The organism is Flavobacterium sp. FlaQc-52, from assembly GCF_044007495.1.
GTDB lineage: Bacteria > Bacteroidota > Bacteroidia > Flavobacteriales > Flavobacteriaceae > Flavobacterium > Flavobacterium cupriresistens.
Genome location: NZ_JBIPCV010000002.1, coordinates 91,039 through 113,505 on the forward strand (window position 1 = coordinate 91,039; position 22,467 = coordinate 113,505).

Genomic DNA, 22,467 nt, shown 5'->3' on the forward strand with positions numbered 1-22,467 from the left:
TTTTTGAATTAAAAATTAAATTGTTTTAAGCCCCATTATGAAATATTATTTTACATTATTGTCTCTCGTTTTTTTAGTAACCTGTTCTGCTTTTTCTCAGGAAAAGGTAGTAAAATATACAGTTTCGAGCGGAGAAACAATTAATCAGATTGCGCAAAAATTTAAGGTAACTCCTTACGATATTTATCAGTTAAATCCGGATGCCAGAAAAGCTTTAGCTCCTAAAACCGTACTGTTAATCCCGACTAAAGGAGATAAATCAACACCTGCTAAAACGGAAGTAACTTCAACGAAGCCAAGTACATCAGGAAAAACAATTGTGCATGAAGTACAACCTAAAGAAACACTTTTTGGCATCGAAAAAAAATATGGTATTTCGGATGAAGCATTAAAAGCCGCTAATCCGTTTTTAGTGACTAATGGTTTGCAAATTGGTCAGACGCTTACTATTCCATCAAAAGGAGCTGCAGTTAAAACTACTGCCGCAGTAAGTCCTAAAGCCACTAAAACACCAGCTCCTGAAAAATACATATATCATGATGTTGTACCAAAAGAGACCAAATATTCTATTGCAAAACAATACAATACAACGGTTGAAGATTTAGAGAAACGTAATCCGGATATTGTAGCAAATTTAGAAGTTGGACACCGAGTAACGATTAAAGGAACCGCTCCAAAAACAGAAGTGGCTACCCCGGTTGTTGCTAAAGTTGCAAAACCGGTTGAGACTAAAAAAGTTGATGAGTCTTCAAAAAAAGGCACAACTTATATGGATTATCAAGTGAAACCAAAAGAAACACTTTATAGTTTGTCAAGAACATTTCAATTAACTCAGGCAGAATTAACAGAATTGAATCCTTCTCTTTCTGAAGGAGTGAAAGAAGGAATGGTTTTAAAAGTACCATCCGGATTCCTTGCACCAACTCCAATTATTGTTCAGCACCAACCAACTGAAAAAGCGGTAGAAAAGCCAGTTGATAATTCCGGTTCAGGAGCAATAAAAATTGTTGAAAAAGTAAAATCGGAAACGACTTCTGCGAATCCTGAAATAGTCGAGTTGACTAAAAAAAGAGGACAAGGTGAGCGTAAAAAATTAGTTTTATTAATGCCTTTTAATTTGGCAAAAATGCAGACTGATACCGTAAGTACTACAAATAGAATTAAAAGCGATAAATTTTTGAACATGACTCTTGATTTTTATTCAGGAGCGATGATGGCAATTGACTCGGCGAAGACCTTAAAATTACCAATTGATGTGTCGATTTACGATTCGCAAGAAACAAAAAGTACTTCCAATGTATTGAGTTTAATTGCACAGAATAAATTGCAGGATGCCGATGCAGTGGTAGGACCTTTTTATCAAGGTAATGCAGAAAGTACCGCTAATGCATTGCATTCATACAATGTACCGGTAATTTCACCACTATCAAAAGATGCGGCCAATCCAATTGATAATTTGTACCAGTCAATTCCAACAAACGATGTCGTTAAAAATGCAGTTTTTGACTATATGCGTGCTAAAAACGGAAACATTGTTGCGGTAGTAGATAAGAAAAAAGAATCGGTTGTTACCTATATTAAGCAAAATCAAAAAGGAGTTGTTTTTGCTGCTTTAACAGAGACCGGAGGTTTAGATGCAGCAAACTTAAAAAGCTTGTTATTGCCTAACCGAATGAATTATGTGGTAATGGAAACGGCTAATACCGCTATGGTGAAAGCAACAATTAAAGCATTGATTGATGCGCAAAAAACTTGTCAGGTGCAATTGGTGATTTTAGAACCAAACAGCACTTTAGATACAGACGAAATTAGTTTTGAAAATTTAGTGAAGTTAAAATTAATGTATCCGTCAGTAACCCGTGAAAGTGATGAATCCGGTGTTTCAATCTTTAAAAAAGAATATCGATTGAAAAACAAAATAAATCCAAATACGTATGCGACTCGTGGTTTCGATGTAACTTTTGATACTATGATGCGTTTGGTTCAGGGTAAAACCTATCAGGAAACAGCAGATTTAATGACGACTGAACAAGCGGACAATAAATTTCAATATTACAAAAAAGAAGATGGCGGACACGCAAACAAAGGTGTTTACATTTTATATTACGATTCAGATTTAACTTTAAAAGTAGCCAATTAATGACATCAAAAGTAACCTACTTAGGGGATTTAAGAACAAAATCAATCCACGTGCAATCCGGAAGCGAAATCATTTCGGATGCACCAATAGATAATAACGGAAAAGGAGAAGCGTTTTCTCCAACAGACACCGTAGCAAACGCTTTAGCAAGTTGTATGATGACAATTATGGGAATCAAAGCTCGTGATATGGAAATCAATATCAACGATTCTACAGCCGAAGTAACTAAAATAATGAACGCTGAACCAAGACGTATCGGAGCAATCGAAATTGTTTTTGAAATGAAAGGTACGACAGACGAAAAAAGCAAAACAATCTTAGAGCGTGCTGCCATGACCTGTCCGGTGTTTTTGAGTTTAAACAGTGAGATTGAAAAACGAATTACTTTTAATTGGAAGTAGTAATTTGTGTTTTAAAATAAAGGAAAAGAGGTTGTTGCACTAGTGTAGCAGCCTCTTTTTTTATTAATAAGCCCAAAACGGCTTTTTTTCTTATACTATAGAGGTTCGATATAACTCGGTTATCAGATTAGAAAAACGAAAATTACACTTTTTATCCAATCGAAAAGATCATTCAGCTTCACGATGAAAAGATCGCTCTCTATAAAGTATGTTGAGGGAAAAAGATGAGATGATGGCAAAGTTGGGGAAATTGATTGAAGGGAAATAAGATTTGCACGCAGATTTGGCAGATTTGGCAGATTTTTTCTGTGATCTTCCGTTAAAATCCGCCGAATCTGCGTGCATATTTTTTTTAAACTCTTTTAATAGTGCCCTTTGCATGCTTTGTGAAGTCTAACCTCACGTTAAGTTTTTTTTTCACAAAGTTCACAAAGCCATAACTAAGTTTTGGGGAGCTTACGTTTTTTCTCTGCGCCTTTAGCGGTTAAATAAGCGCAACAATAATAAATATTAAAATTGAAAAAAGGGCATCTAATAAATTTAAGATGCCCTTTCTCACTAACTAACCAAGAAATATTTAATTTGAAAACTCTAATTTTTGTAGTTTGTTCCAACCCCCACGTGTGAAATCAGGAATTTCTACAGGAGCTGAATTGTTGTCAAGTGAAATTTCTGTTAACGGACCTAAGCAAGACCATTCTGCTAAATCGTAAACGTCCATATCTAATGGCAATCCTTTTTGAAGACAGTAAATCAATCGGTAGTCCATTACGAAATCCATTCCGCCGTGACCGCCTACTTTTTTAGCTTGCTCTTCGATATCTTTTACAATTGGGTGTTTGTATTTTTCCATCAACGCTTTTTTAACTTCTGCAGGAACAAAAGAGTGAGCGCTTAATTTTTCGTGATTTGGTTTTACGTCATCCCCTAATTCTTTACCGTCTAAAGCATAACCTTCCATTGGATATTTATTAGCAAAACCTTTAGTTCCGCTCAATTGATACATTCTGCTGTATGGACGAGGAGAAGTAACATCGTGTTGAATTTGAATAGTTTTTCCGTTTTCAGTACGAATCATCGTCATTGTATGATCTCCATTTCTGAAATCTTTAATTTCTTTTCCGGATTTTTCTTTGATGTAAGCTGGGTTTCCAACAGCTTTCGTATCCATAGAAACTAAGAAATTCATTTTATCACCACGGTGAATATTAAGTGCCTGACAAGCCGGTCCCATACCATGAGTAGCATAAATATCACCACGATGTTTGATATTGTAATCCATTCTCCAGTTGTTCCAATACTCACCCCAGAAAGGTTGTAAACCATGAATATAAGATCCTTCTGCATGAAGAATTTCTCCAAATAAACCTTGTTGGGCCATGTTTAATGTCGTAAGTTCGAAGAAATCATACACACAGTTTTCAAGCTGCATACAGTGTTTACGTGTTTTTTCAGAAGTATCGATCAGTTCCCAGATTTCTTTCATTGTCATTGCTCCAGGAACTTCTATTGCAACGTGTTTACCATCTTTCATAGCCTGAACACCAATCATAGCGTGATGTTTCCAGTCTGTTGCGATGTATACTAAATCTACATTTGGTAATGCTGTAACTTTTTTCCATGCATTTTCGTCGCCATAAAATTCCTGTGCTTTTGCAAGTCCTTGTTTGGTTAAGATTTCGTTTGCTTTAGAAGTATTTTCCTGTGTCATATCACATAAAGCGACAATTTCAACACCGGGTATATGAGTCATGCGTTCTACTGCTCCGGGGCCGCGCATTCCAAGACCTATAAAGGCAACACGTACGGTTGGTAGTGGTGTTGCTGCCAAACGTAAAACGTCAGTTTGACCTTTTGCACGTGACGGGGTTTTGGTTTTGATCATTTGCGCCGATACAATTGCTCCACAAAACAAAATGCAAACGGTTAAAATGAATTTTAAATTACTAGTTTTCATAATTAATTTGATTTTAAATGATTTGATAATCTACTAGATCGATTATCGATAATATAAGTAGTTTTGTTTTTATTAAAGATTATCTACGGTAAAGTAGTGAAATTTATTTCCGGTTTTTTATTCGTTAATGGTCTTGTAAATGTAGTTTTTGGAGTTGTAAAATCATTAAAGAAACCACCATTTTTCAAGAAAAAAGAACCATTTTCTGCACCACCGGCAAAATCCATTCGGTATTCTTTTGCACCCGTATTGTCGTTTGTGAATCGAGCAGTATTAATTTCTGACCAAGCACCTTTATCATCGCAAATCCATTGATTGTTGAATAACACTTTACGCGAGAAATCTCCTTGTTCCGGAACGAAATTTTCTAAGAAAGAATGAAATCTTTTTAAATAAGTATTGGTTTCAGGACGATTAAAACTCGCAATTAACAACCATTTGTTTACTTCAGGAGCGAAGAAATAAGCAGTGTACGTAGTGGTATTATTTCCGGCTGGAAGTCCGCGTAGTAAAAACTTGTAGGTTGTACCTGCTTTCCAGTTGTATTTTAGGTAACTCTGTCCGCCTGAACCTTCATTTCCGAATTCTCCCGTATATACGTTTTCTCCTTTTTTCAACATTTTAATTTTATGAGAATCAGGAATACTGTTTGGATCATCAGTAGTAAACGGACTCCATACAGAGAATAAAACTCTTCTTTCTGTCGATGAGTTTACCTGAATTCCAAAATAACCTTCGCCAAAACCATTTGCCATAAAATAAGAACCGATTTTGTCTTCGTTTTCTGGAATTGTCAACTCGTTGTAATACCATTCGGCATTGATGCTTTCCTGTACTTGATAATTTAAGTGAACAGATGGACCACGTCTTCCCCAGTGATAAAAGTCGCCTTCGTTATTAGGGACATAGGCTATTTTACTATCATAATCAGCACTGGCAATCGTTAAACGACTAATAGACGGAAAACGATCGCCTGTTTTGCTGATTCCTTTTATTTTAACAGCTACATAACCGGCTTGTTTAATCGTCCAGGTTCCCGCGATAACTGCTTTTTTTGTGGTAGTAAAATTTACTTTTTTAGACTCGTTGTTTATCGAAAATTCTACTTCTGATTTCCCATTCACTTCAACAGATTCTTCAACAGTAATTTGAAATGTTCCGGGAGTCGAAATTTTAAAATAAGCAGTAAAAAATTCGTTGGAATCAGTCCAGTTTTCTATTCCATTGTCTGTAATCGTATTGTTTCCGTCTAAATGTTTAGAACTATAGGCATTTCCTCCGAGTGGCAGAGAAATTGTTGTTTTTGGGTTTTGAATTGTTTCATTTTTCGGAGGTGTATCCTGCTGGGTATCATCATTATTATTGCTGGCGCATGAAAATGATACTAAAGAAGCTGCAAAAAACAAGTAAAATATATTTTTCATAATTTGAGGTTATTGGATTAGAATTTATTCAACTATTTTTAAAACAACCTCTCTAATCCTTTTTAATTAGAGAGGTAATAAACAAACAAAAAACAAATATTTAAAATGATTACGGATTCTGGGTTAAAGTCCCCGGATATGCATTTATTTCTGATTGTGGAATATATTGTACTACACGTGGGCTGGAAGCCGGAACGTCTATCATTGGCAAATGTGGACCAGGATAACGACGTGTCATGGTTTGTCCGTTTCTGTAAACATCATACCCACGATGAGCTTCAAAAGCCAATTCTAACTGACGCTCTTCATCAATTCTTTGTACGGCATTTGTACTGTTTAAAGAAGTATAACCCCCACCAACAATGGCTCTTTCTCTAATGATGTTAAGGTTTGTCAATGCATTATTGTAATCTCCTTTTTTAGCATAAGCCTCAGCCATGTTCAGATACATTTCTGCTAATCTCGAAATAATAGGCGAGTGCAGGTGTGAATCATTATCCTGTAGCGAACATTTTGTAATGTAGAACATTGGATATACACGATTTAATAACATCATAAAATCTTTTTCACCTGTGTACGTTTTACCTTGATAAGAGATAGCATATTGGTTTTCTGCAACATTTACTTCGGTAAGATTGTAATCTGCATTTGAAATGGTGATATAGTATGACCCGTCTGCTTTTGTTTTTAAAGGTTGCTGGATATAATTGTATCCGGTTTGAGTACCGCTGGCATCCTTAACATCAACAATAAAACGGAATGCGTCTGTTTTATTCCCACTAGCGTCTTTGGTGTATTGCGGATCGATAAAGGCCCAACGTGCATCTTTCTTTAATCCGGCTTTACGCAACAAATCAAGATATTCTCCACTCGCGTACATTTCTCCCCATCCTTGTCCTTGAAGATTAGCATACATTCCGCCAATTCCGTAATAATGATCAAATCCGGAATATTCTGTAGCAACTCTTTTTACAGCAAAGATAGTTTCAGTTTGTTCGGCTGAATCCGGTGCATAAGTGTTGTACTTCATAAAGTTTGCACGACTTAGTAAACTGTATTTTCCGCTGGTAATAACCTTTTGTGCATAATCTATAGCAAGCGTTGCATACTCTTGATTTGGAGTTTCATACGTTCCGCTCATATACAAATACACTCGTGATAACATAGCCTGCGCAGCTTGTTTGGTTGCGTAACTTGCAGTTTTGCTTACCGTCATTAACGCTTCAGCTTTTTTCAAGTCATTGATCGCTTGATCGTAGGTTGTTTTTATTGTTGAACGATCCGGTAATTTCAGGTTGATTAAATCATCTGGCAAACCATTTACAATAGGCACACCTAAATTAGAATCAGGAGATTGTGCATAAGGCCTTCCGTAAGTACGAGCTAAGTAGAAATAAATCATACCTCTCAGATAATAAGCTTCTCCCAATTGTTGATCAACAGCAGGGCTTTCACCTTCTGAAATCAGTTTAATCAAATCACTGGATTGCGAGATGATTTTATAACCATTATTCCAGAAAGTAGATAATCTGCCATTGTCAGGAATATGCTGGTAGGAGATAAAAGAGTAAAAAGAATCTGTCGAAGTTCCTCTAATCATGATGTTATCTCCGGGATATTCTCCCACACGGTGCATAACATCTGACCAGCCTTTTAGCTGTGCATAACATCCGTTTAATAAAACTTCGATAGAAGCCTCTTTATCTTGTTGTATTTTTTCTTGTGTATAGGATGCAAATGGCTCTCTGTCTAACTCACATGAGGATAGAAAACTAATCGCGACACCTAATATTAATATCTTTTTCATGATTTTGTTTTTTAAAGTGTTAGGTTAAGTCCAAGTGTAATTCTACGCGTTTGAGGGTAAATTTGTGTAGCAGTACCTGAGATTACATATTGACCGGTTGCACTATTGTAATTTGGTGAAAGTTCCGGAGTTACCCCTGAAAAATGAGAGATTGTAAATAAATTTTCTCCCGCTATAAATAACCTTAGGCTATTAATATTTATACTTTTTAGTGGTAAATTATAGCCAATTGAAACACTTCTCATTTTTAGATAAGTACCAGTTTCCAGAAAACGGGAGGATGCTTTGTTTGATTGACTGGTATTGTCATAAATTGCCTGTGGGTGTGTAGCGATGTCGCCTGGTTTTTCCCAACGGCTCCATCCACTGTGCAGATTCATTTGATTTCTATCTGTATAAGCTCCATCTGAGTCAAATTCCGATCTGGCATAGTTGTAAATTTGTCCTCCAACAGAATAACTGAAGATGGCTGAAAAATCAAAGTTTTTATAATTCAAAGTAGTCGAAAATCCTCCAAAGAAATCAGGCGTATAAGAACCGATTGTTTTTCTGTTTTTTGAAGCGTCTGCGTAATTATAAGTTTTTACACGTTCTCCACTAGCGTTTGTTGTATACCACTGTGGTTTTCCGTTTTCAGGATCAACACCTGCCCATTCGGTTAAGAACCAGCTGTCTACATCTTTACCCGGTTTTAATAGTTTATTAGCAGAACCTGCAACACCACTACCGTCTCCAGCAATAATTTCCTGGCGATCACCGTAAAGTTTTGTTACTTTGTTTTTATTTGTACCAATATTAGCATCAACAGTCCATTTCAGGTTTTCGTTTTTAATGATATCTACACTAATAGAAGCTTCGAAACCTCTGTTGTTTACTGCTCCAACATTTCTCCAGATACTGGTTACACCGATCACACCCGGAAGCGGAACTGCATACAACAAATCGGAAGTATTTTTATCATAATAATCAAAAGTAAGGTTTACTCTATTGAACAAGCTTACATCCAAACCTACACCGGCTGTATATGTTTTTTCCCAGCTTAAATCAGGATTTGCTATTTGAGAAATCAAAGCTCCCGGATTTGTATTGTAGCTTTCAGAGAAAGAATACAGTGGCAAGTGTCCGTAAAGACTGTTTGGACGATTTCCTACTGAACCATAACTGGCTCTTAATTTTAAGGTGTTAACCCATTTGGCTTTAAAGAAAGCTTCATTATGAATGTTCCATCCACCACTGATAGAGAAGAAATTACCATATTGTGCATTTTTTCCAAAATTAGATGCTCCATCACGACGGAAAGAGAATTGTGCTAAATACCTATTGTCATAAGAATAGTTTATATTAGACAGTAGCGATTGTACAGCCCATTCAGAACGGTTTCCATCTACTTTTTCCGGGATAGCGGCAGGGTCTGCTACGATAATTCCGGGAGGGATTCCTGTTGCAATAGCATTACTAAATTTAGAACTGTATTCATTCCACTCATAACCCGCAATAGCGTTTATCTGATGTTTATCAAATGAGGTGTTGAATTTTAATAATTGATTGGTATATAATCTGTTAAAAGTGCTGTAGTAGTTACTAACTCTACCTTTTACTGATAAAGCAGAAGATGATCTCGGATCCTCATAAGAAGAGAAATTAGAGTTGCCAAAAATATAATTGTTTACTGAGGCAAAAGTCAACCATTTAGTAAGTCTAACGTCAAAATCAAGATTGGAACGTACGTTGTATTCTTCAGATTCAGAAAAATTCCATTGTAAATCATACAAATAGTTTGATCCTGTAGTATTTACCCACGTTGGGTTAGGAGCATTTCCTACTAAGGTCCCGTCCGGTAAGTAAGGACTGTCCCATGGGAGGTTGCGATACATGTCACTAACAGAGTGCTGTTGGTCGTAACTTGTTTGTCGGGTTAAATTTACCTGAGGCCTGATGGTCAACCAGCTGTTTGGTTTGTATTCAAATTTCAACAGACCATTATATCTTTTGTAATCATAACCTTTTACAGCTCCTGATTCGTCATAAAGACCCAGCGAAACATAACTTTTAAAGTTTTCTCCTCCACCGCTAATAGACAAGTTATAATCTTCTGCAAGACCCGTTTTGGTGGCATTGTCCCACCAATCATAGTTTTTGTTTTTTAATTCAGGTGTCCACCATGAAGCATTTTGAAAAATCTGCTTGTTTGGGAAAGAATTGTAAAGATCGTATAATTCAGCTCCATTCATGATTTTAAAATTCCCTGAATCTAATGTAGCCAAAGAGGTTTTAGCAGAGAAATTTATAGTTGCTTTACCACCTTTACCGCTTTTTGTGGTAACTACAATTACACCATTAGCACCCTGAGAACCATAAACTGCTGTAGAGGCAGCATCTTTAAGAACGGTTAAGCTCTCAATATCTGAAGGATTCATCGGAGGGGAACTGTTTCCAACAATAACACCATCAACAACCCAAAGTGGGTCTGTACTACCATTTACAGTACTGCGTCCTCTAATTACCACTTTTGATGCACCTCCGGGTTGACCACCGCTGGTACTTACAAAAACACCACTTGCTTTTCCTGCCAAAAGATTTTCGACAGAAGGAGTGGTAACGTCAAGTAGTTTTTTACTATTTAAAGTCTGTAAGGACCCGGTTAAACTCTCTTTCTTAATTTTGCTGTATCCAACAACAACTACTTCGTCCATTTGTTGTCCGGCTTCTTTCATAGTTATTTTTAGACCACCGTTTCCTGCAGGGGCTTCTATTTCTTGCATTCCCAGAAAAGAGAATACTAATATTGTAGAAGCATTTGGCACATCTATAGCAAAACTACCGTCCATATCAGTCTGAACACCTGTTTTGGATCCTTTTATAATAACATTTACGCCTGGGATTGGAACCCCTTTTTCGTCTACAACTTTTCCTTTTACTATTTTTTGGAATGCTAATAAACTGATTTTGTTCAAAGCTTTTTCATTAGCAGGAGCAGCAGCATCGGCTGTCTGAAAGCTTAATGACAAAAGTGAAACTAAAGTCGCTTTTAAGCTTTTTTCAAGTACACTATGCAGACCTGAATTTCCAGGTTTTTTTGCAAATACTTTTTTCATACTCTGGTTTGGTTTTGATTAATAAATTGAATCTTTTGTTTAGTAGGTTTTTCTTTTTTACAGTCAAAATTTAGTTTTTAATAAGGTCTTTAGGATCGTTTTAATTCACAAAAAAAAGAGTGAAATTGAACTGAAAAAAGACCACTAAATTTTAATTATTCGACGAAACTATCGATTATATTTTTATTAAACAAGAAAAAATGTGAAAAATGTGCTCGAACACACAAAATTCGTGTTCTCGAGCACATGAAAATGCAATAAATGCTTTTTTTGACATAAAAAGATGACAATTTTTCAAAATATAATACAAAAGACAGAGTTCTTTTATTTAACAGGAATCTTAAGCTGAATATTTTGTTTTTAGTGAATAATCGTTATTTGATTTTATTAAATAAGAATATATTAATTTTTTGATATTTATATTGCCAATAAATTGATTATTCGTTCGCAAAGTGAGATTCCGTATTTTTGTTATTTTTTGATTTTGAAGCTAAAAATAACGTAAAAAACAGTGTTCGTTTTAAGGAAAGTTTACCTTATATTAGTGTTTTAAAAATGAAATAAAACAGTCTTTTTTTTGAGGTTGAAATTTCGAAAAAACAGAAGTCAATTTGGGTTAATGAACCGTTGAAAATCTAAAAAAATATGAGCACAATTTTAAAAGAATATCAAGTAAAATTTACCGATCAAAACGCAAAAATAAATGCTTCAGATTTGGATTTTCAGTGCTGGGAAAAAGCCAATTGTTTAACCGATTTTTGTTCACCTTGGAATACAGATCCCTTTTCAAAAATCGAATTTCGAGCGCTGTGGGATTTCGATAATCTGTATTTTAATTTTAAGGTTTTTGATGGTGATATCCATATCGACCAAAAAGATGATAGTATCGATTGTATTGGAAATTCGGATAGGGTAGAGCTATTTTTTAGGAAAAATGAAGCGATGAGCCCGTATTATTGTTTGGAGATGGATACAGCGGCCAGAATAATGGATTTTGAAGCCTTTCCCAATCATAATTTTGATTTTAAGTGGAATTGGCCCAGAATCGATTTAAAGCTCGAAGCGTCAAAAGAGAATGGTTTTTTTACCGTGCAGGGCAAGATCAGTATGGCGTCTTTAAAAGCTTTAGATTTAATTCATAATAATACAATTGAAACTGGTGTTTTTAGAGCTAAATTTTCTAAAAAAGCGGATTCACAATATGAAGCCACCTGGATTTCGTGGGTGGATCCTAAAACTGAAACGCCTAATTTTCATATTGCTTCTTCTTTTGGGAGGTTTGTTTTGGTGGAGTAAGGTGTGGATTGTTTTAAGTTTCAGGTTTCAAGTTTCAGGTTTCAAGTTTTAGGTTTAACCGCAAGGGATGCAATGGTTTACACAAGGTTCGCAAGGTTTTTTCGCGAAGGGAGAACAAATGTTTGTGTTCTTTTGCGGTTAAAGGTATTTACTAAAGAGTATCGTTTTGATTCTACTCTCTTTTCTGTACTATTGTCACCCTGAGCGAAGTCGAAGGCTGGATAGGTAAAGGGGGGCTTCGGCTCCGCTCAGCCTGACAGATGGGGAAAAAACTTTATAAAAAAAGAGATTATCTCACGGATTGCGAGATAATCTCTTCAAAAACAAACAATACTAAATAAGATCGCTTACTTAGGTTTTAATTTCTTGTTGTCTTTTTTAGTATTTCTGACTGTTAAACTTTTTGATTAGCGGAGTTACATGGTTCTTGGTATCCTCGTCTAAAGAATTTAGTGTTTTATCTGCCTCATCAGCTGAGAATTTAGTTAGTCCGCAGATACCGGCCGCAATTACGTTGTAAGATTGATTTTTGATACTTTCTTGCATCAATCCTTTGTATTCGGGATTAGCTGTGCTGGCAAGTTTTATAATCGCAGCTGCTCTGGCAATTGTCTTTTTGTCGTTTTTGGCAATGTTAAGCAGGCTTTTTAAGGCTGCATTTTTAGTTTGATTGTCTTCTAAACTAATTGCTTTAATACTTAAAACGCGTACATCGTCTTGTTGGTCTTCTAAACCTGCCAACAAAACAAGCTGGGCATCCTGACTTTTATCTGTAGCAGCAAATTTTACGGCTTCGATTCTGTTAAAATAGGAGGGAGCATTTTTATATTGAAAAAGATAATCGGCTATTTTTTTGTTGTCAATAATTTTACCAACTAAGATTTTATCCGGATCCAGGTCTGTAAAATTGGGCTGTGCCGGTACATCAAAAGTAAAATTTTGTTCTCTTTTGTCAATTAAAATTTCTTTTCTAATTTTAGTTCCATTCACATAAAAATCCACTTTTAGCGGTAAGCTGAACGTCTGAACCGAGTTGTCTTGTATTTGTTTTACGGCAATGGTAGCTTTTCCGTCAGCATATCTGTATTCAACATTTAAAATTGGGTTTCCGCCTTGGTAATACCATTGATTAAAATAAGGACTCCAGTCTTTTCCGGTAACCTCTTCCATAGCTAAACGCAGTTGGTGTGATTCTCCCGATTTATAAGCATTTGTCGTTAAATAATGATTTAAGGATTTAAAAAAGGCTTCATCGCCCATTTGATTTTTTAGCGCATACAAGATAATCGATCCTTTAGAATAGCTGATATTATCAAACATGTCGTCTTGGTTTTGATAATGAAAACGAGCTAAAACTGGACTGTCTCCATTTTTTTGAGAGCGCAGGTAATTTTGTAATTTTTCATAACGAGATTTATCTTCTGCGTCTTGTCCTGCATCATGTCCGTGCCAAAGTACCTCACCAAAAGTGGCAAAAGATTCATTCATGGTTAAGTTTGACCAGGATTCAGCGGTAACATAATCTCCAAACCATTGATGAAAAAGTTCATGAGCAATGGTACTCTCCTGGTTATCGTCTAATAATTCTCTTTCTGTTTTTTGTACGTATTCGCCATGTAAAGTGGCAGATGTATTTTCCATTGCTCCCGAAACAAAATCTCTGGCTACTACTTGTGAATATTTTGCCCAAGGATATTCCACGCCCAACATTTTGCTGTAAAACGCCATCATATCAGGTGTTTTTCCAAAAATTTGTTTGGCGTAAGGCGCATACTTCGGCTCCAGATAATAACTTACTTCTTTTCCTTTATAGGGAGTGTCTTTATAAACTTTAAAATCACCAACAGCCATCATAAATAAATAAGGAGAATGCGGTAATTCCATTTTCCAGGTGTCGGTACGCGTTCCGTCTTTATTTACTTTTTGCGCGGTTAATTTCCCGTTGGATAAGGTGGTGTATTTGCCCTCAACCGTCATAGCGATTTCAGAAGTTGTTTTCTGGTTGGGTTTGTCAATAGTAGGAAACCAGGCCGAAGAGGCTTCTGTTTCACCCTGTGTCCAGATTTGAACGGGTTTGTCTCCTTTTCCGTCCGGATTTATAAAGTACAATCCTCTTGCATCTGTGATGGCATTACTCCCTTTGGCTTTCAATTGATCCGGTTTTGCCGTATAATCGATGTAAATAGTATAATTTTCTGTGCTTTTGTATTTTCTGTTTAGCGTAATAAAAAGTTGTTCGTTATTATAGCTGTATTTTAAAGGAATACTTTTTTTTCCGTCAATAACTGCAATTTCTTTGATGTCCATTCCTTTGGCATCTAGCGTAAGCGCATCGGTTTCGTAAAAATGAGGTTTCAGCGTAAGCCATTCTTTTCCATACAAAAAACGTTTTCCATAATCAAAAGACACTTCTAGTTTGGTATGTAGTATATCGTGAACTTTTAACGGTGTAACTCTGTAAATCGACAGATCGCTTTTGTTCTGATCTGTATTTTGTGCCTCTATATTTTGGCAGCCCAACAAGACAATGCTAAAAAAGGTGTATTTTAAAAAATGTTTATTCATGGTATTTTAATTTATATGGGTAGTTTTTATAGTTTTTCAATAATTCGAACCTCACCGTCTTTTTCATCCTCGGTCAAAGGAGTTGATTGCTTTTTAGTATATACTTGTAAGGTCCATTGAATAATTTTGTTGGAAGGATATAACGAAGCTTGATTTTTTAACCATGCTGTTGCTTTTTCTGCTGAAGAAGTTTTTTCAATAGCCCAAGCGGACACAAGCTGATTTGCCGGTAAAAAATTCATAACGGTATTGTCTATTTTTGGATTAAAAGTAAGAATTTTTTCTAAGGATTGTTTTGCTGAATCCAAATTATTAAGGCTGGTATAACAGTGATAATCTAACCAGTTTTCAAGTCTTTCATCAATATCTTCCTCATATGGTTTTCCAACACCCAGATTTTGAGGCCACAACTTGGCATCGGCGATAAATTGTAAGGCTTTTTTGTACTGTTTGTTTTTTATTTGGTTTAATGCCTGCATGAGTTTGGCTTCGTGATAAAGTTGTCGTCCTATAGTTGCTCCTTCAAACGGAAGAATTTCTAATTTAGTCAAAAACGTATCTGCTTCTGCATATTTTTTGTTTAACAATAAAGTTTTGGCGTATAACATTCCCATGATATAATTCGTGGAATGTTGCTTGTAAAAAGGAGCTGCAATGGCCAGTGCTTTATCATATTGTTTTTGATTGATATAATGCTCTGCCAGTAATTTAGGATATCTCCAGCTCTGATTATCTAATTTAATTGCCTGTTGCAGGCTCGATACGACCAATGGTGCGTCTTCTTTCATTAAAGCCGCTTTTGCCGCGTAAAAAGCCGGATCTGCTGGTTGGCTACCGCATTGCAGAAACAATTCTTTCGCTTTTGAAAGCGTATTGCGATTCCATTCTATTAAAGCCAAATGATATTTCAATTGCCATTGCCCGTTGGTTTGGATTAATTTCTCCAGAATTTCAGCAGTTTCGGGACGGAAAGGAAAACTGGTTCCGGGTTGTATTTTACTTAAATCAACGGCTTTATTTTCTAAAAAAGCCATCCAATAGATAATTTCAGCATTTGGAACGGTAAGAGCAAAAACTTTTAAAGCTTCTTCTTTAAGATTCAATTGTTGATACCAAATCCCTAATTCCAAATAAGTTTGTTCCGGCATTTCATTTCGAATAAGTGAAGTAAAATGCACTTTTGAAGCTGTTGATTTTTCCCAAAGGTATTTTTCAAACCCTGCGAAATGATTCAACGGATCAATGGAGTTTATTTGATTTAATAAAGCGGTGGCTTTTTCAGAATTGTTTTGCAAGCGATAAATCACGGCCAGCAATTGTAAACCTTCTAAATTATATGGATTGTTTAGCAGACTTTTTTCCGCGTATTCGATTGCTTTTGCTTGTTGATTTTCGTTGAAATAAAGTTTACTCAATTGCGTGTAAGCGGCAGAGCGGTATTCGACACTTGAGGCTGCGATGTCAAAACCATCCTTAGCATCCGTATTATTTCCTAAATGTAAATTGGCTAAAGCATAATAGTAGTTTGCCGCAGGATCGTAGGTATTTATTGCCAAAGCTTTACTTGCGGTTGCAACTGCTTCCTTGTATTGCAGTTTTCTAATTTGTAAAGAAGCCAGATCGGATAGAGCAGGAGCGTAGTTCGGATCTATTTTCAGGCAAGCCGACAATTTTTCTTCTGCTTTTATGTAATCTTTAAAACTAATGTAATTTTTTCCTTGAAGATACAATCCGTAAAGGGAATTGTTGTCAAAATCTTTTGGTATTTCTAAAGGACGACTTAGATTTCCGTCTTCAGGATCTGAATTCCAAACTAATTTATTTTCGCCAAGCGTAAGTCTTATTTTATTTGGATTAACCGAAACTTGAACAGAATCTTTGAAGGTTTCTAAGGTCGAAAGCGAAATGTCTTTAGAATAGATTTTCTTGTCATTATCAAAAACTTCGAGTTTATCTTTTATTTTTTGAAGTGGCGAAAAATAGATTTTAAGCCAACCATTTTCATTTTTTACATTTACAGAACCATAGTTGTTTGCTTTTACGAAACCTTTGGTCTGCTTTACAGGAAACCAGTATTCGGTCCAGGAATCTGTTTGGTAGGGTGCAAAAGAGCGTTGTTTAAAAGGAGTGAAGCTACTGTTTTCGCTTGCCTGATTGAACAATCTTCCGCTTTGTACTTCTACATATTGTCCGTCGGTATCGGTCAATAATTTTTCCCAGATCATTCCTTGTTGTGACAGTCCCCAAATCCATATTTTTTTACCTGCTTTATCATCGTGATTGCTGTATCTTCCCATTCCAAAGTCTTCGTCATGCCAATAACCACCAAAGAAATCAGTATATTTTCCAAAAACATGATAAGATTTATAACCGCCAAAATCGTTGTTTTTATAGAAAGAGACCTCCTTGCCATTTTGTTTGTTGATGGGCCAGGCATTGTGCTCGCCGTCATGACCCAGGTAGGTAGTGCCCGGATAAATAAACTGCAGATTTCCGGCGGCTTTGATTCCCGTATTCATCCAGGTGTAATAAGGCTGTTCGAATTCGGTTGAATTAAACCAAAACGAATTGGTAGTAAAATAAGCCTTGTCTTTTGGCAGATTAATATCCAGTTTCCAGGACGTACGGGTCAGTAAATCTAAAACCTGAATCACACAACTCACGCTTCCGTCTGCTCTGTTAATGGTTATAAAATCAACGGGAGTAGCACAATTGGGAGTATGCCCAATAATTCCATAATTGCCTTCTACACCACCGCTTGTCCAAGGTCCACGCATGGCGATATCTCTGAATTTGATTACATGGTTGTTGTAAACGAAGTCTTTTCCAGTAGCTTTTTCTACGGCTGACCAAACTTTTCCGCCTACTTCGGGCAGAATCATTAATTTGATATAGTCATTCTCCAATTCAATGACCTTCCATTCTTTTTGAATCGGTTTATCAGTAAAACCATCAAAACGGAAGTACGGGTAAATTTTGGTATCCGGTTTCGGAACCGGATCCGGATCTGAGAATGGATAGGTGGTGAATACTTTTTGGTATTCTTTTATTGTTGGTTGGTTTTGAGCATTTGAAAAAAGGCTTCCGAAGAGCAGAAAGGGAACGAATAGTTTAAGTTTCATAGGGAGCGATTTATTGTTTCGTGTTTTTTTGCCACAGATTAAAAGGATTAGGAAAGATTTTTTTCTTTTTTTTTTCACGCAGATTTGGCAGATTTTTTTTTTAGCATCTGCAAAATTTGCGTGTTATTTTATCTTTTCATCTGTGCTAAAAACGATTTTGCTTTTGCCACAGATTAAAAGGATTAGAAAAGATTTTTTTCTTTTTTGTTTTCACGCAGATTTTGCAGATTTTTTTTAGCATCTGCAAAATCTGCGTGCTATTTTATCTTTACATCTGTGTTAAAAACGATTTTACTTTTGCCACAGATTTCACAGATTAAAAAGGATTTTTTTAAATAAATTAATCTGTGTTAATCTGTGAAATCAGTGGCAAAAAACCATTTTCAATTTGTGTTAATTCGTGCAATTCGTGTTTAAATCTGGATAAAGCATTACTTAACAATAAGCAACCACCCTTTACCTTTAGCGACGGGAATTTCATCCTTTGCCGTAAAAGTTTGCGCAGGCTGAAAATTAGCCACTTCCAATGCTGTAATTGTCGCTTTGGCAGGATTGATTCCCAGTTTTTTCCAGTCGATGTTTAATTTTACTTTTACATCAGCATCTGCCCAGCTTGCGATTGAAATTAAGGCTGTACCGTTCTTTTTGTAAACCGTTGCCAATACTTTTTCGTTAGTTGTTTTTACCGGACAGTTTTCGCTCCAATAACCAATCATTTCAGAACCTTTAATGCCGAAAGTATCCCATAATTTCCAAATTGGTCTTGGGTCTGCATTGTGACTCCAAGGCATTCTGTTGGTCATTCCGTAAACCATTCCTCTCCATGGATTTCCTCCATCTTGCAGCATTTCTCCCATTAATCCAAAAGGAATACCGCTCACTTCAGTTAAGAAAAAGTCAGGATTGTTTTTTTCATAGTCAAAATATTCTCCAAACCACAGTTTATTGATGTATGGAAAGTGTTCCATATACAAATTGGCACTATTATTAAAACCATCACTTTTGTTGTATTGATTGGCACTGTGCAAATCGATGATTCCGGGGTGACCGTCTTTGGTAAGTACTCTTTTGATACGTTTCATGGTAATTCTGTCAAAAGCCACATCGTCAAGATAAACACCATCGATGCCAACGTTTTGTGTCAGCCAATTCATTCCTTCCACATAATAATTGTGCCAACGATTCATACCGCTGTTTACAATGGCAGCATCTTTTATTTCGGGAACAAACCAGGCTGCGATATAATCATCACCCACATGTTCCTGTAGCCAGGAGAATCCGCCTCCTTTACCCGGAGAATAAATTTCGTGTCCCAAACTTCTTAAAGCAAAAGTTTCATACGCTTTATTAGAAACCTCTCTTACGGTGTTGTAAATTTTTACTTTTAATCCTTTTTGATGTGCTTCATCAATGTACTCTTTCATTTTTTTGAATTCAATAAAAGGATAATTAATGTAGGGATTAATGGCATTGGCATGGTGTATATTGACTACCGTTGCTCCCGTTTGGGCTATAGTGTCGAGGTTACTGTATTTATGATAAAACTTCGTGTTCCATTGAAAATCAGTGTCTATTTTACGAAATGGTGTGATCAATAAATTGAAGTTGTAGTATAAAACATCCCCTTTTTTCATTGTGCGATTGCCGCTGTAGGCATTGACCAAAACTGTTTTTTGGTTTGGTGTTATTGTAATTCCACCTTTGTTTTCGTTGCCCCATGAAGAAGGTAATAATAAAGGTTTTTGCAAATAAAAATTAGTGTTTAACGGACGGCTGTATTTTTCATCTCTTAATGAAAATTGCAATCCTGCATTCACATTTCCGATCCAGGCACCATCCTGATTTTTATGTGCCACATCCCATTTCCAGTCGAAAGTCTGAGGACGATCACCCCCTTTTTGGCCTAATCCCATCATGTATTTTGAAGCAGAAGATTGCAATGGCATATGAAAATTAATATCATTGAAAACAGCATCTTCCAAAGCGGTAATTTTTACAGCATACGATACAAATCCATCAAATTCGATGCTTCCCGTCACATCCATTTGAAGGGCTTGTGAGGTAGAACTACTTTCCCACGAAACGGTTCCGGCTTCTTTTTTTAAGAATTTAAGGCCTGAGTTTTTCCATTTTAAAGATTCTTTTCCTGCTGCATCTATAAAATGAAATGCTGCCGGAGCGGTCAAAATATCATTTGGTTTTGTACCGATAGAAGTCATTTCGGGCGTAAAGAAAGTTTGGATTTGGACTGGGAATCCATTTGAACCTAAGACTAATTTTCTCCCCAATAAAGAGATTTCAGTATCTTTTACAACTAATGGAATGTAAGGTGCAATAACCGTATTTTCCTGAGCCAAAGTTGAGTTGAGCCATTTTAAACGCGTCATTTTTTCCGGAAAATCGATTCCTCCGTTTTGAGTCACTTCGTTCGTTACTTTTATTTGAAGGGTAATTTCTTTTGTTTTCCCATCACAATTCACGACTGCTTTTCCGGTATAGGTTCCCGCGGCAGTAGTTTGCGGAATGTCAATGCCACACCACATTGCCTGTACTTTTCCTTTTGAAACTGAAACGGTATTGGCAAATACAGATCCGTCATATCTGGTTCCGTCGGTATTGATGCAGTTTAAATATTTAGCTTCAATGATTGCTCCGTTGTTGCTGATTAAATTGGAGAAAGTAACTTTTAAATTAGTAATGTCTTGCAAGGCGTAAACCCCCAATTGAAAAGCTAAATATTCTCCTTTTAATGCGGTGTCAGCAAAGGTGTTTTGAATTCCTTTTTGGATCCAGCGTTGTGGCAGATCATTTTTCATTCGGATTGAATTTAATCGGTCTTCGGGAAAAACGATAAAAGAACTACCACTGTTTTTAGCAATGATGTCTTGTGTTTCTGCCGCTGTAGCAATAACTTCCATAGGGTAGTAACTGTTAAAAGCATTTACACTCTGGATTTCCTGAACAGTAGTATTGTCCGCCGCAGCTGTTTTTATTTTGGCCAGCCATTGCGCATCGGCTTTGTATTCGGGTTTGGCATACACTCCTTTTGGATAGTTTGCATCACCTTCATCAATATAAGGCATATAGTACACATAATAAGTCGTCTGACCCGAAACTGGCTCAAAGAAAATAGTACCGCTTTCTCTCGTGATGTTAACTGTTTTCAGGTTTGTAATTTCTTTTCCGGTGGCATCCTGAATGATAATTTTTTTCTGATCCGGGTTTTCATCTCTTCGGCGCCATTCGATAGTCGTTTTGGCAACGGCGCCAGTACCGGAAAAGACCACCACAGCGCGATGATTTCCTAATTGATTTGGATTCCAACTGTCATTACCGTCGGTATATTTTATTTGTTGCGCACTTAATGGAATACTGATAATGAAAAAACACATTAGCACTATTCGACTTAAAATTGGGTTGTTTTTTAGGTTTGGCTTCATTTTTTTGTTCAAGTTAAAGGGAGATATTGATATAAAGTTAATAAACGGCTTTCCATCCATTTTGTTTCCAATAGGCAATAATGGGTTTGTATGGACCGTATTTATGTTGTTCTTCAGAAAAAGTATCACTAAAAGGACTGTGGGCATAATCGATTGGTTTGCCCATTTTATTCGGATAGTCAAATGTTTTCGGATTTGGTCTCGTGTGTATAGCATCATCATTTACGTAAGCGGCGATGTCCAGTGCTTCTGTGTCTGTAAGATAAGGTTTTCCTAGCGTTACTTTATCGTATGGCATGTTGCTTTTTAGCCACTGGGCTTGTTTGATAACTCTATGCATGCTTGAGCCCGGCTGATAGCCGTATTGTCCCCAAAGCGGAGGATACACATAACCGGATTTGTCCTCGTTGTATTTTCCTTCCCCATCAGCTCCGTGGCAACGAACGCAGTTTTCGATAAATAATGTTTTTCCTCTTTCAGGGCTGGCAGCTACATCGGGAAAATCGATTTCCAGATTTTTAGCCCCTTTGAATTGCCCGTCTTTAGGAACAAATTTGCTAATCCATTTAAAGTAAGATAAAAAAGCGACCATTTCTTTTCCGTCAAGCGGAAGAGGTTTACCGGAATGAGGACGCATGATGCAATTGTTAACCCGTTCAGCAAGTGTGAGTACTTTATTTTCACGTCCGCGATACTGTGGATAATTGTCATGCGAAGACATCAGGTTGAAAGCATGCGGTTTTGTACCGGCATCCTGATGGCAATTGGTACAGTTCATTTTATTGCCCAAATATTTTCCTTTAATGCCGTTTGGCCCAATATAATAGGCTGTTTTTAGCATTAATTCTCTTCCATATCGAACGGATTCACCAAATGGATCGTCCGGAATTTTGGAGGTATCTATGGTAATGTAACCTTCATCGTCTGAGGTTTCTTTTGCTAATGTTTGAGAATTAGAGGTATTGCACGAATTGAACACTACAATTGGCAGCACTAAAGAGAAACCAATAAGAATTATTTTTTTCATGTTTACTAGTTTTAATCTGATACTCGAATACTAAAAAAGCGATTCACTTACGTCATTATTATTATTAACCCGTTGGTTATAATTTAGCTAAATGTTTTTTAACACATTAGGAACATAGATTTGGCATTTTACAATTGGAGAAATTTCAAGAAAATCACAATTTTTTCACCTCGTCTCCTGTGATTTATTTAAA

11 protein-coding genes and 1 pseudogene are annotated in these 22,467 nt (G+C 36.4%); 4 read left to right on the forward strand and 8 right to left on the reverse strand.

The window, feature by feature from the left end:
- Positions 1–37: 37 nt before the first annotated feature.
- The 3 genes and pseudogenes from ACHRV5_RS04215 to ACHRV5_RS04225 form a co-directional block, all read left to right on the forward strand.
- Positions 38–2,140: a LysM peptidoglycan-binding domain-containing protein gene (locus ACHRV5_RS04215; protein WP_395425889.1), complete on the forward strand. Its 2,103-nt coding sequence runs from the start codon at positions 38–40 to the stop codon at positions 2,138–2,140.
- The gene (locus tag ACHRV5_RS04220; protein ID WP_047775713.1) at positions 2,140–2,541 is read left to right on the forward strand and encodes an OsmC family protein; all 402 of its coding nucleotides are present in this window, start codon (positions 2,140–2,142) and stop codon (positions 2,539–2,541) included. The genes ACHRV5_RS04215 and ACHRV5_RS04220 overlap by 1 nt, the downstream gene beginning before the upstream one ends.
- Positions 2,542–2,690: 149 nt before the next feature.
- A pseudogene (locus ACHRV5_RS04225) lies at positions 2,691–2,809 on the forward strand (XRE family transcriptional regulator); the annotation flags it as partial.
- Positions 2,810–3,118: 309 nt separating this feature from the next.
- Here the strand turns inward: ACHRV5_RS04225 and ACHRV5_RS04230 are convergent.
- The 4 genes from ACHRV5_RS04230 to ACHRV5_RS04245 all read right to left on the reverse strand — a co-directional run bounded on the left by ACHRV5_RS04230 (position 3,119) and on the right by ACHRV5_RS04245 (position 10,824).
- Positions 3,119–4,498, reverse strand: a complete 1,380-nt coding sequence (locus tag ACHRV5_RS04230) for a Gfo/Idh/MocA family protein (RefSeq protein WP_047775715.1) — start codon at positions 4,496–4,498, stop codon at positions 3,119–3,121.
- Between the two features lie 83 nt (positions 4,499–4,581).
- Complete coding sequence (locus tag ACHRV5_RS04235) at positions 4,582–5,922, reverse strand: DUF3472 domain-containing protein (RefSeq protein WP_395425890.1); 1,341 nt, start codon at positions 5,920–5,922, stop codon at positions 4,582–4,584.
- A gap of 109 nt (positions 5,923–6,031) precedes the next feature.
- Positions 6,032–7,729, reverse strand: coding sequence for a RagB/SusD family nutrient uptake outer membrane protein (locus ACHRV5_RS04240; protein WP_395425891.1), 1,698 nt, complete (start codon positions 7,727–7,729; stop codon positions 6,032–6,034).
- 11 nt (positions 7,730–7,740) lie between these two features.
- A complete protein-coding gene (locus ACHRV5_RS04245) occupies positions 7,741–10,824 on the reverse strand; it encodes a SusC/RagA family TonB-linked outer membrane protein (protein ID WP_395425892.1) in 3,084 nt (1,027 codons plus the stop codon).
- Positions 10,825–11,469: 645 nt separating this feature from the next.
- Here ACHRV5_RS04245 and ACHRV5_RS04250 point away from each other — a divergent pair.
- Positions 11,470–12,120, forward strand: a complete 651-nt coding sequence (locus ACHRV5_RS04250; RefSeq protein ID WP_395425893.1) for a sugar-binding protein — start codon at positions 11,470–11,472, stop codon at positions 12,118–12,120.
- A gap of 378 nt (positions 12,121–12,498) precedes the next feature.
- Here ACHRV5_RS04250 and ACHRV5_RS04255 read toward each other — a convergent pair whose 3' ends face one another.
- From ACHRV5_RS04255 to ACHRV5_RS04270, 4 genes are all read right to left on the reverse strand, one after another.
- On the reverse strand, positions 12,499–14,685 hold the full coding sequence (locus ACHRV5_RS04255) for a M1 family metallopeptidase (protein WP_395425894.1): 2,187 nt from the start codon (positions 14,683–14,685) through the stop codon (positions 12,499–12,501).
- A 26-nt stretch (positions 14,686–14,711) separates the two neighbouring features.
- Positions 14,712–17,807, reverse strand: coding sequence for a DUF5107 domain-containing protein (locus tag ACHRV5_RS04260; protein ID WP_395425895.1), 3,096 nt, complete (start codon positions 17,805–17,807; stop codon positions 14,712–14,714).
- A 431-nt stretch (positions 17,808–18,238) separates the two neighbouring features.
- Positions 18,239–21,247 carry a glycoside hydrolase domain-containing protein gene (locus ACHRV5_RS04265; protein ID WP_395425896.1) on the reverse strand — a complete coding sequence of 1,003 codons (3,009 nt, stop codon included), beginning with the start codon at positions 21,245–21,247 and terminating at the stop codon, positions 18,239–18,241.
- A gap of 37 nt (positions 21,248–21,284) precedes the next feature.
- Positions 21,285–22,274, reverse strand: coding sequence for a c-type cytochrome (locus tag ACHRV5_RS04270; RefSeq protein WP_395425897.1), 990 nt, complete (start codon positions 22,272–22,274; stop codon positions 21,285–21,287).
- Between the last annotated feature and the right edge of the window lie 193 nt (positions 22,275–22,467).